We start from the raw sequence: 10,848 nt of genomic DNA on the forward strand, positions 1-10,848 counted from the left end.
TCCGTCGCGAGGGTAAGCAGGCCGTCGATGAGGCGCTCCATCCGGTCGTGAGCGCGTTCGGCGCGGTCGAAGTGGGTCGGGTCCCCACTCTCGCGGGCGAGTTGCATCGACCCCGAGGCGACGTTCAGCGGGTCCGGAGGTCGTGGCTGACGACCGTCGCGATGCGGTCGGCATCGACGACGCTCCCCCGCTCGGGCGCCGCCGAGAGCGTCCGCGCCCCGCCGTCGACGGCGGCCCGGAGGCGGTACGTTCGGGTCTGCCCGTCGACGGAGACGCGTACCTGCCCGTCGATGTCCTCGCCGCCGGTCAGGGCCGTGCGCAGGTCGGCGACATCGACGGCGTCGCTCTCGACGGGCGCGGACCGCCACCACTCCCCGATGGTCGTGTCCGCCTCGACGGGGCCGAAGGCGTCGACGAACGCCTCGTTCGTCCGGGAGAGCGTCGGACGCCCGTCAGCGATGGTGACCGTCGCCATCGGCGTCGGGACCGCCGACAGCGGGACCGCTGTGGGGTCGCCGGTCATCGTGACCACCCAGTCGCCCCCCGGGACGGCGGTCCGGGACCGAGGCGGCAGTCGAGTGTCGGAAGCATATCCTGACAGTCGGGTTCCTCCCTTTTCAGTTCCCAGTCTAGTTATCGAGACGTGGTATCGTCGGAGCCGATGCCGAGCAACAGCGCCGTGTAGGTGGCGTGGATTCGCGCGAGCAGATTCAGGAGATGGAGGCCGACGAACAGCGAGAGAACGCCGAGGACCGAGACGCCGAGCGCCGCCGGGAGCGTCTCGACGGCCACGGGTCCGAGCGTGTACGGCCCAACGTCCGCGGGCCCGATGAGTCCGACCTGTATGTCCGGGTTGTCGTACAGGAGCGGTGCGGCGAGAAGCCCCGTCGAGACGGCCAGTACGGTCGTCAGGGCGACGAACGCGGCGATGCCGAACGCGAACTTGGCGAGGACGAGGACGACACTCGTCCACGTCGTCGGCGCGGTGACGAGGTTGCGGACGGCGTCGAGAAAGCCGTCTCCGGGGAGGACGACCCGGTCGCCGACCGTCGCCTCCCGTAGCACTGAGGGGAGTTCGGCCTCGACACCGACCAGTTCCCGGGCGAGCGTCACCTCGATGCCGGCGGCCGCTGCCGCCCCGACCAGCGTCAACAACAGGATGGGGAGCCCGACCCAGACGATGAGGAGCCCGATTCCGAGCGAGAGACCGGTCACGAACAGGACGAAATAGCAGATGCCGAGCGGGAACGCCATTCCCAGATACAGCAGGTTCCGGTAGGTCTGGGCCCGGAACGGGACGTCGACGGCGCGCCGGAGCAGGCTCGTGCTGTCGTTCGTCGTCACTATGTCGATGTCGAAGACACCCGGACACCTAATACCGGGTCCCGAACTGCACCGCGTGAAACACCCCTACCGGCGGTTGCGGTCCAACAGGAGGTTGGTCGGCGTCTCCCAGAGCCGGGTCGTGAACACCGCGAGCGGCACCAAAAGCAGCAACAACAGGCCACCGACCGGGACGGCGACGACCGTCGCCGTGAGGCTCTCCAGTCCCACCCCGAACAGTGTCAGGTCGACGCCCGCGAGGAACAACACCGGCGCGAGGACGAACACGAGCGCGAGCGCTATCGGCGTCCAGAGGAACGCGAGCGCGCCCAGCCCCAGCCCGAACTTGGCGTAGAAGAAGCCGATGCCCTTCCACGTCGACCCCGCGGAGAGCCGCGCCCAGAGACGGCTCCAGAAGCTGTCGTCGTCGGTCCGGGTGTCGTTCGGCGCCTGCACGTCCATCCCGAGGAACCGCCGGGCCTGTGCCCGTTCGAACTCGGCGACGTACCGACTCGCGAGGACGAGCAGGATACCGATGGGGATGCCGAAAAACGTCAGCGAGAGCGCCGCCGCGACGAGTAACCCGACGGTGAAGACGACGAAGTAGGCCAGTCCCAGCGGTACCGCAAGCAGGAGATACGCCAGCCGGCGATACGTCTCGGTCCGCCCGAACGGTTCGACCAGCCTAGAGAGCGCCGTCCCTGCCATATGAAGTCGCCGCGTAGTCGTGCACTCACCCTCGGGACACTTGAACGCTACAGTTCGTCGCCGCCGCGGAACGTAACCTATATCAATCGCAGTCGGGCTATGGTATGATGCGTGTCCGGGTTAGGGTAGTGGTTATCCTCCAGCCTTGTGGAGGCTGGGACGCGGGTTCGATTCTCGCACCCGGACTTTTTCACGACGACCGAAGGGAGGAGTGGAAAAGCCGGAAGGCGAAATCGAACCACGCGAGACGAGCGAAGCGAGTCTCGCCATCGGGTTCGATTCTCGCACCCGGACCTGATACTTATCTTACACTTCTTCGATGGTCGAGAGCGACGCTACTCACCATAGAAAGTGTTTTCAGGGATTACCCCAGAGAATTCATAATATCCCATACCAATTCAGGGAACTCCGAGAAGGAAGGTGAGCGACGTGTCGCTAAGCCCGCATTCCCCACCACTCACTCGCCTTTCAGACCGCTCCCGGTCAGTGCGACCACCACGTCGTCCTCGGGCGCGAGGACGCCGCGGTCGCGGAACGCTGATAGCGCCGCCGTCGCGGTGGCGCAGGTCGGTTCCACGTGAAAGCCCGCCCGGGCGAGGCGGTCGTGTTCGCGGCGGGTCGCCTCGGTCCCGACAGCGAGGGCGTCGCCGTCGGTCGCGTCGATAGCGTCGAGGACCTGATCCAGCCGTACGGGGTCGGTGATCTGGATGCCGTCGGCGGCCGCGTTGCGCTCGCTCCCGGGGTCGCCACCGAGGGCGCCGAGACGGGGGCGACGCCGGCGGCTTGAGCGCCGAGCAGACGCGGCATCGAGTCGATCCAGCCAGCCCGGTAGAGGGCGTCGAACCCGCGGTAGGCACCGAGAAACAGCGTGCCGTGGCCCAACGGCGTGAGGACGGCGTCGGGAGCGGTCCAGTCGCGCTGGGCCGCAATCTCGAAGGCGGCGGTGGCCGTGCCGGCGAGGAACGCAGGGTCCCACGCGTGGCTGGCGTAGTGGGCGTCACTGTCCTCGACGGCCGCGACGCAGGCGTCAGTGACGGCCTGTCGGGAGCCTCGACGGGTCGGAGCGTCGCGCCGGTTCGCTCGATGGCCCGACGTTTCCCCGGCTTGGCGTCGGTGGGGACGAATATCTCGGCGTCGAGGTCGGCCCGGGCAGCGTAGGTGGCGACGGCGAGGCCGGCGTTGCCCGATGAGTCTTCGAGGACGCGGTCGGCACCGAGCGCCAGCGCCCGGGAGAGCGTCGTCGTCGCGCCGCGGTCCTTGAAACTGCCCGTTGGGAAGATGTACTCCAGTTTGAACTGGGCGTCCCACGCTGGCGCCTCGACCAACGGCGTCCAACCCTCGCCCAGTGAGACGCGGCACTCGACCGGGAGAAACGCCTCGAAATCCCACAGGCCCGCCGACCGGTCCATCGCCGCGGGCGGACCGCCGTCCGGCAACGGCTGGTCGGCGAAATCGAGCGCGTGACCGCACGAACAGCGCCACGGGCCGTCCGCGGGGTAGGTCCGGCCGCAGTCCGAACAGACGAGGTCCATACGAAGACCGTCGGGCGCCGGCCACTCGGCGTTGTCGGTGAGCGTGTGAGACGCTAGCACCCATCTTTATGTCGTCGTCAACCGAGGATGGGTGTGTGGTTTACGAGACAGGCAACCGGACGGTCGACCGGGCGCTCGGTCGGGTACTGGACGGCGAACGACTCGACCGGCGGGACGGGCTGGCGCTGATCGCCCAGCCGGTCGAGGCGCTCGCGGCGGCGGCCGACGCCGTCCGAGCACACTTTGGCGACGGGACGGTCGACGCCTGCTCCATCGTGAACGCGAAGGCGGGCGACTGCGCCGAGGACTGTGGCTTCTGTGCCCAGTCGGTCCACTTCGACACCGGCGTCGAGAGCTACGGCTTCCTCGGCCCGGAGAAGGTGCTTGAGGCCGCGAAGCGAGCGGAACGGGACGGCGCACAGCGGTTCGGTATCGTCGTCGCCGAGAAGGGCGTCTCGAAGGAACACCGCCCCGAGGAGTGGGCGGAGGTGCTCGAAGCGATACGGCTGGTTCGGGACGAGACGGACGTGGAAGTCGACGCCAGCCTCGGCATCCTCACGCGCGAGGAGGCCGAGATACTGGCCGAGGAGGGGCTGAACCACTACAACCACAACATCGAGACCTCGCCGCGGTTCTTCCCCGAAATCGTCGACACCCATCGCTTCGAGGACCGCGTCGAGACCCTGGAGTTGGCCAAAGAGGTCGGGATGGACCTCTGTGCCGGGGTCATCCTCGGGATGGGCGAGACGCCGACCGACCGGGTCGACGCGGCGCTGGCGCTACAGGACATCGGCGTCTCCTCGCTCCCGGTGAACGTCCTCAACCCCGTCGCGGGGACGCCGCTGGGCGAGGAGTTGGACGAGTCGGCGGCCATCGAGACGCCGGAGTTGATCAAGACCATCGCGGTCTACCGGTTGCTCCACCCCACCGCTCGGGTCCGGCTGACCGGCGGCCGGGAGGTCAACTTGGACGTCGACGAACAGCACCTGCCGTTCGAGGCCGGCGCGGACGGCCTGCTCACTGGAGACTACCTCACGACCGAGGGACAGTCCGCGGGCGAGGACATCGCCGTCGTCGAGCGCGCGGGACTGGAGCCGAATATGGACGCAAACGAGTTCGACCCCGAGGCGGTCAAGGCCCGGGGACTGACAGAGACGGAGGACTGACATGGAGGAGATTACATTCGCGGTACTGGGCTGTGGCGGCATCGGGCGGCGAACGCTTGAGGTAGCACAACACAAGGAGGGGCTGACGCCGGTGGCGGCCTGTGACCGCCACGGGGCCGCCGTCGACGAGAACGGCCTCGACGTGCCGGAGTTGCTGGCAGCGACGGAGGGCAACATCGACAGCGCCAGCGGCGGGGACGTACAGACCGACGGCGGCGTGGCGAGCAGCGACGGCGTGAAAGCGACCGGGGAGGCCGCGGGCGTCGCCGCCTCGACACAGGCCCGCCGGACCGAGACGCCCATCGACGACGTCATCGCCGCGGGCGAGGCCATCGACGCCGTCCTGATAGCGCTGCCGAACTTCGAGCACGACTTCATCCCGCGGGTGGCAGAGCGCTTCGCCGCCGCGGAGTACGAGGGCGTCCTGATCGACGTGCTCAAGCGCTCGCGGGTGATCCGGATGCTCGACGACCGCTCGGAGACGTAGTCGAGTCGGTCTCGGTCCCGTCGGGCAGTCGGACGTCCTCGTGGACGACGTCGAAGCCCGGGCAGGTGTACGCGACGGTCGAGTCCAGCCGTTCCCACGCCAAATTGTCGGTCATAGTCGGCGTTGGGACGGGACAGTCAAAAGCGGTGCCAGTCGTAGTGTCCCACGTCGGTCACTCCGGTATCGACCGCCCGATTTCGGCCGGTCGCACCTATGATGTTCAAATAAGAGTGGGAAGCGACAGAAAGCCCTCGGCCAGTTCCAGTCCCGCGGCTCGCTGTGCGCTTCCCTCGCTTCGCTCGGTGCAGTGCTTGCATCGCCGGGGTTCCCGGAACTGGCCTCGCCCTTTCAGTCCACCAGGGTTCGTCTGGTTGGCCGGCAGAAACAGGCTCTTTGTTCGGTGCGTGTCTGAACACTACCGTCGCACCGATACACAGCGACAGGAAACACGATCACTCCTCCCGGAGGATGCGGTCGGCGACAGTCGTCGTCACGTAGTAGGTGTGTTTCTTGTGAGTCTCGTCTTTGGGGCTGAGTTTCCGCTCACTGCCCTTGATGATCGACCCCTCGTACGGTTGCACGAGGCCGACGGCCCGCATCGCCTGGTACAACTCCCGGACGTGTGCCCGCGAAAACCCGAGGTCGCGGGCGGTTTTGGTCGGGTAGTCCGGCCCGCCGCGGTGGAGCGACGGGCTAACCGGGCCATCTCATCGTGGAGTTCCAACAGCGTCGCCGTCCCCTCGCGGGTGTCCAGATGATCGGCGACCGAGCGCCCGTCGGCCGACAGCGAGAAGCGGTCGGCGGCGTCGGCGGCCGGCGAGCGGTCGAACAGACCGGCGTCGGTCAGGTCCACACACAGCGACCGGATGCGGTCGTGGTCGGCGTCGAGTTCGGCCGCGGCGGCCCGGGAGGTCACCGTCTCGTGGTCGGCGACGTGTACGAGGAGCGTGACCGCCAGCGGTTCCGTCGGGAGCGGCGCGAGCGGACCGGCTATCTCCCGGCGCCGTTCGAGCGTGGCCTCCATCTCGGCGGCGCGCTCGTAGCGGCGCTGGGCGTTCTCGGCCGCGCTGTCGTCGATGTCGAGCGTGACGGCGATAGACTCGCCGTCGGGCCGCCGGAGGTCCAGCGTCAGTTCGCCGGTCTCCCAGTGGTCGCCGTCGCTGGAGCGGGCCTCCGAGAGTGCCGACTCGACGCGCTCGATGCGGGTGAAGATGGTGTCGGCCTCGGTTCGCAGGCGCTCGATACGTGACTCCGAGACGACCATATGGTCCCCGGTTGGCCCGCCGGGGTCAAATCAGCGTCGGCAAAAACCCTCCAAAAGTTAAGACAGTGACGCGCGAACAACGAGGCAATGTCAAGTACGCCAGATAGTGACAGTGTCGAGCGGCGACTCACACAGGTCGTCGAGCAGCTACAGATACCCAACAGCACACTCCAGATCACGCAGGTGCGACTCAACCGTCTCGGGACCGAGGACGACATCGACGACGACCGGATGGACGAGGTCGCGGCGGCGGCACTGGCACTGTCGAGCCGCGAGGACGGCCTCCCGGTCAGCGAGCGGGAGATAGCCGACGGCTGGTCCGACCAGCTAGCGTCGTCGGACGTCGACGCGGACGTCTCGCCCGATCAGCTCCGGCGACAGATCGACGCCGTCGCGGAGTATCTGGACCTCGGCGAGCCGCCGGCCCACCCGGGCGACCTCATCAGGGAGTTCGGCGAGGCCCTGCAGATGCCCGACCGACTGATCGAGGTCGGCCAGCGGATTCTCCACGACGCCTTCGAGACGGACCCGACGGTCGTCGCCGGTGGCACCTCCCCCAGCGGGACGGCGGGCGCGGCGCTGTACCTCGCGGCCGAGATCAACGGCGCCGAGTCGGAGTTCGATCAGGACACGCTCGGCGACATCTCAGACACCAGCGCCGTCACGGTCCGGAACCGCTACCGCGAGCTCCGGGACCTGCTGGGCGAGGACCGACTGGCGGCCGCCCGCTACCAACTCAACGGCGAGGGCGACACCGAGGCCCTAAGCGAGGCCGACACCGAGGCCGTGAGCGAGGCCGAGGCCGACCAGCAGGCCGCCACCGACGGCAACGGCGACACCGCGACCGAGGGCGAGACCGAGAGCGCGACGACGGACACGGCGGGGGCCGGGGACGCGACGACCGACGAGGACACAATGACAGCATCAGAACCCGACGCCGGACAGGTATCGAGCGACGACCACGCGGCAGTCGTCAGCGCCGTCGAGGACGAAATCGACGCGCTGACCGACGACGTCGACGCCAGCGCGTCGGCGCGGCTGTTCGCCCGCGGGATGGCCGGCGACGCCGTCGACGGCGTCGACAACGTCACCGTCGAGGACGCCCCGAAACTCGCCGGCGCGGCGGTGGTCGCCGGGGCCCGGATGGAAGATAGCGACCTCGACACGACCGACGTGGCCGGCGAGCGGTCCTTCCAGGCCCGCGCTGTCACCAAGTGGCTCGACGAACTCGACACCGCCGTCGACGTGGACATCCCGCGGCGCTCGGCGACCGATGTCGTCGAGCAACTCGTCGAGCAACTGGAACTCAGCGAGGAGGTCCGCGAGGAGAGCCTGCTCGCGCTCGAACAGTACCAGAGCGACGAGGACGACCAGGAGTTCACGGCCGCCGAGATGGGTGCCGGTGCCGTCTTTTTCGCCGCGACCGTCGGCCGGACGCAGGTCGACATCGACGCTGTCGGGGACATCACCGGCGCGACGCCGGAGTTCATCACCGACGCGATGAACTCCGTGGTCGTCTCGCTGTGCCTCGGCCTCGTCCGCGGCGATATCGACTACGACGACTGCTCGTGGACGACGGACCTGTTGGAGTCTGAGCTCTCGCCCGACATCGGCGACTCCTACACCGGCCGCGTCATCGCCCTCGCCAAGACCTACGCCGCCGGCCGCGAACAGGACCACGTCGACGCCGCCACCGTCGACGTCGTGCTGGGCGAGGACTAACACTCGCCACGCCGACGACACCCGCACTCGACGTCGTGCTGGGCGAGGACTAACACTCGCCACGCCGACGACACCTCCCTCTCTTACCATTCCTCGATTCGCTCGCGGGCACCCTGATAGCCCGCCGCCGTCCGCCAGCGCTCGCCGCTCTCGTGGACGACGACCAGCGCCCCGCCACAGTCGCCACACTGGTACGCGCGGGGCTCTTTGACCGGTGGCGACGCGCGGTAACGGTCGGCCGACCATCCACAATCCTCGCGCGCACACGCCAGTCGCAGGCGCGCGTCGCTGAACCGCTCGCAGTGTCGCGGGGCGTCCAGCCGAGCGGCCTGCGCGGCGAACTGCTCGCCGTGGTCTGCCTCGCCGAACCGCTGGAACTGCCACGCGTGGATCAGTTCGTGGCGTATCGTCGCGGTGAACTGCCGCCACCCCGCCGCGCGGTAGGCGTCCCACGTCAGCCGAATCTCGACGGCCTCGCCGTCGAACAGACAACAGCCGGCCCGCCGACGCGCCCGGTCAGACACCGACCACTCGATGCTGTCGGTGTCGACGTCGAGCGGGACTGTCTCGGCGTAGGCGGCCGCGCGTTCGAGCAGTTCGGTGCGGGTCTCGGGACCGTCGCGGTAGCCGTCCCCCGTCACGGTCAATCGCCGTAGGGGTGGCGTTGCTGGTGGCCGCAGTCACAGGTATAGACGACGTGGCCGTCCTGTGTCCGCACGCGGACGCTCCGGCCGGGGAGGAGGTACCGGTCGCAGGCGTCACAGCTGAACCGGTCGAACCGCGTCGGCAGCGACAGGCGGTTGCGCTCGGCGATGCGGCGGGCCAGCCTGACGTACTCCCGGGAGCGGTCCGGCCGGTCCTCGCGGGCGGCGGCGGCCGCGCGCTCCTGCAGTATCTCGATCCGCTCGCGGGCGATGGTCTCCTCGCGACCCATTGGGAGGCGGTTGGCCGCCGGCGGGATTAGGCCTGTCGCTCCGGGGAGTGTCGACAGCGTTAATTCCGACCGCGGAGTGCCGAGAAGTGTGCGCGTCCTGAACTACCTGGAACTGGCGGACAAACTCGACCGGAGCGGTATCAGCACGGCCGCCACCCACCAGCGGAAAGCCCTCGGGCGGACAGACGCCGACGTGCAGTACGTCACGACGCCGTGGAACGGCGGCGACACCAAGTTCGCCGCGCTCAACCGACTGACCGGCGGGAGCGCGTTCACCCGGTTCGATCTGGCCCATTGCAACATGATCGGTCCGGGCAGCGCCGCCGTCGCCCGCCACGCCCGCAAGCGGGACATCCCGCTTGTCCTCCACGCCCACGTCACCAGCGAGGACTTCGCCGAGAGCTTCCGGGGGTCGACGTATCTCGCCAACCCCCTGCGGAAGTACCTCAGGTGGTTCTACTCGAAGGCCGATTTGGTGCTCTGTCCCAGCGAGTACACCCGCGAGACACTCTCGCAGTACCCCATCGACGCCCCGATACGAGCCATCTCCAACGGCGTCGACGCGGCCTCGCTGGAGGGCCACGGGGAGTTCCGCGAGGAGTACCGCGACCGCTACGACCTCGACGGGATGGTCGTCTTCGCCGTCGGGAGCGTCTTCGAACGCAAGGGCGTGACGACGTTCTGTGAACTCGCCGCCGAGACTGACTACGACTTCGCGTGGTTCGGGGAGTACGACACCGGCCTGCTCGGCTCCCGGACCGTCCGCAAGTGGACGAAAAATCCCCCCGAAAACGTCACCTTCACCGGGTGGGTCGAGGACAAGCGCGGGGCGTTCGGCGCCGGTGACGTGTTCTGCTTCCCGACGAAAGTCGAGAATCAGGGACTGGTCGTCCTCGAAGCGATGGCCTGCGGGAAGGCCGTCGTCCTGCGGGACATCCCCGTCTTCCGGGAGTACTACGAGGACGGCGAGGACTGCCTGCTGTGTGACTCGAAAGCCGAGTTCGTCGAAGCCCTGGAGCGACTGGAAGCGAACCCGGACCTCCGGGAGCGACTGGGCAAGAACGCCCGCGAGACGGCCGCCGAGCACAGTCTCGACCGCGTCGGCGAGGAACTGATCGACGCCTACGACCAAGTCACAACACATTAGCCACCGGTGGTGCAACGTCGGGGTAGATGGGGTTGCCTCGCGTCGCCGCGTTCACCGACACGTACCTCCCGACGGTCAACGGTGTGACCTACACCGTCAAGTCCTGGCGGGAGTGTTACCAGCGCCGCGGTGGAGAGATGGATCTGGTCTACCCCAACTCCAGCGAGCGCGACCCCAAATCCGGGGAGTTCCCCGTTCGGAGCCTGCCGTTCCCCTTCTACGATGGGTTCCGCATCGGGGCACCGCTGGTCCCCGACGGCGTCGGGAACGCTGACGTCGTCCACGCCCACACGCCGTTCGGCATCGGCGTCAGCGGCCTCCGGGTCGCCCGGAGCCACGACCTGCCCCTCGTCGCCTCCTACCACACGCCGACCAGCGAGTACGCCGGGTATATGCCCGGCAACGGCACCATCGAGTCGACGGTCGAGCGGTGTGCGACCCGCTACGAGCGGTGGTTCCTCGACCAGACCGACGTGGTCATCGCCCCGAGCGAGCGGACCCGCCAGCACATCACCGAGAGCGTCGGCGTCGACACCACCGTCGAAGTCGTCCCGAACGGCGTCGA

General features: G+C 68.3%; 9 protein-coding genes, 1 tRNA gene and 4 pseudogenes. 6 read left to right on the top strand and 8 right to left on the bottom strand.

From position 1 onward, the window contains the following. Positions 1-124: 124 nt before the first annotated feature. From GJ629_RS17995 to GJ629_RS10980, 3 genes are all read right to left on the bottom strand, one after another. Positions 125-523, bottom strand: coding sequence for a hypothetical protein (locus tag GJ629_RS17995; RefSeq protein ID WP_157513089.1), 399 nt, complete (start codon positions 521-523; stop codon positions 125-127). A gap of 110 nt (positions 524-633) precedes the next feature. Continuing rightward, complete coding sequence (locus GJ629_RS10975; RefSeq protein WP_157513090.1) at positions 634-1,344, bottom strand: sensor domain-containing protein; 711 nt, start codon at positions 1,342-1,344, stop codon at positions 634-636. 66 nt (positions 1,345-1,410) lie between these two features. Beyond that, positions 1,411-2,031, bottom strand: coding sequence for a sensor domain-containing protein (locus GJ629_RS10980; RefSeq protein WP_157513091.1), 621 nt, complete (start codon positions 2,029-2,031; stop codon positions 1,411-1,413). Positions 2,032-2,145: 114 nt separating this feature from the next. Between GJ629_RS10980 and GJ629_RS10985 the strand changes: the two genes are divergently transcribed. Continuing rightward, positions 2,146-2,217: transfer RNA gene (locus tag GJ629_RS10985), tRNA-His, on the top strand. A gap of 271 nt (positions 2,218-2,488) precedes the next feature. On the opposite strand, the pseudogene GJ629_RS10990 reads toward GJ629_RS10985, so the two are convergent. Next, a pseudogene (locus GJ629_RS10990) lies at positions 2,489-3,563 on the bottom strand (pyridoxal-phosphate dependent enzyme). A gap of 95 nt (positions 3,564-3,658) precedes the next feature. Here GJ629_RS10990 and bioB point away from each other — a divergent pair. Both bioB and GJ629_RS11000 read left to right on the top strand, forming a co-directional pair. Continuing rightward, on the top strand, positions 3,659-4,729 hold the full coding sequence (gene bioB, locus GJ629_RS10995) for a biotin synthase BioB (protein ID WP_370515870.1): 1,071 nt from the start codon (positions 3,659-3,661) through the stop codon (positions 4,727-4,729). 1 nt (position 4,730) lies between these two features. Beyond that, positions 4,731-5,210 (top strand): annotated as a pseudogene (locus tag GJ629_RS11000) (transcriptional regulator); the annotation flags it as partial. Here GJ629_RS11000 and GJ629_RS17130 read toward each other — a convergent pair. Both GJ629_RS17130 and GJ629_RS18000 read right to left on the bottom strand, forming a co-directional pair. Further along, a pseudogene (locus tag GJ629_RS17130) lies at positions 5,195-5,331 on the bottom strand (NUDIX hydrolase); the annotation flags it as partial. The pseudogenes GJ629_RS11000 and GJ629_RS17130 sit on opposite strands and share 16 nt — an antisense overlap. Positions 5,332-5,668: 337 nt before the next feature. Further along, positions 5,669-5,842: pseudogene (locus tag GJ629_RS18000) on the bottom strand (DUF2250 domain-containing protein); the annotation flags it as partial. A gap of 725 nt (positions 5,843-6,567) precedes the next feature. On the opposite strand from GJ629_RS18000, the gene GJ629_RS11015 reads away from it, so the two are divergent. Further along, positions 6,568-8,202 carry a hypothetical protein gene (locus GJ629_RS11015; protein ID WP_157513094.1) on the top strand — a complete coding sequence of 545 codons (1,635 nt, stop codon included), beginning with the start codon at positions 6,568-6,570 and terminating at the stop codon, positions 8,200-8,202. An 83-nt stretch (positions 8,203-8,285) separates the two neighbouring features. On the opposite strand, the gene GJ629_RS11020 is transcribed toward GJ629_RS11015, so the two are convergent. Together GJ629_RS11020 and GJ629_RS11025 are read right to left on the bottom strand one after the other, a co-directional pair. Continuing rightward, entirely contained in the window at positions 8,286-8,843 is a 558-nt protein-coding gene (locus GJ629_RS11020) for a SprT-like domain-containing protein (protein WP_370515871.1), read from the bottom strand. Positions 8,844-8,845: 2 nt separating this feature from the next. After that, the gene (locus GJ629_RS11025; RefSeq protein ID WP_157513097.1) at positions 8,846-9,136 is read right to left on the bottom strand and encodes a ribonuclease P protein component 4; all 291 of its coding nucleotides are present in this window, start codon (positions 9,134-9,136) and stop codon (positions 8,846-8,848) included. Positions 9,137-9,224: 88 nt separating this feature from the next. Here GJ629_RS11025 and GJ629_RS11030 point away from each other — a divergent pair, with 88 nt between their 5' ends. Continuing rightward, the gene (locus tag GJ629_RS11030; RefSeq protein ID WP_370515872.1) at positions 9,225-10,283 is read left to right on the top strand and encodes a glycosyltransferase family 4 protein; all 1,059 of its coding nucleotides are present in this window, start codon (positions 9,225-9,227) and stop codon (positions 10,281-10,283) included. 26 nt (positions 10,284-10,309) lie between these two features. Further along, positions 10,310-10,848, top strand: a 539-nt coding sequence (locus tag GJ629_RS11035) for a glycosyltransferase (RefSeq protein WP_157513100.1), incomplete at its 3' end; no start/stop codon positions are given.

The organism is Halapricum sp. CBA1109 (assembly GCF_009741825.1).
Taxonomy (GTDB): Archaea; Halobacteriota; Halobacteria; order Halobacteriales; family Haloarculaceae; genus Halapricum.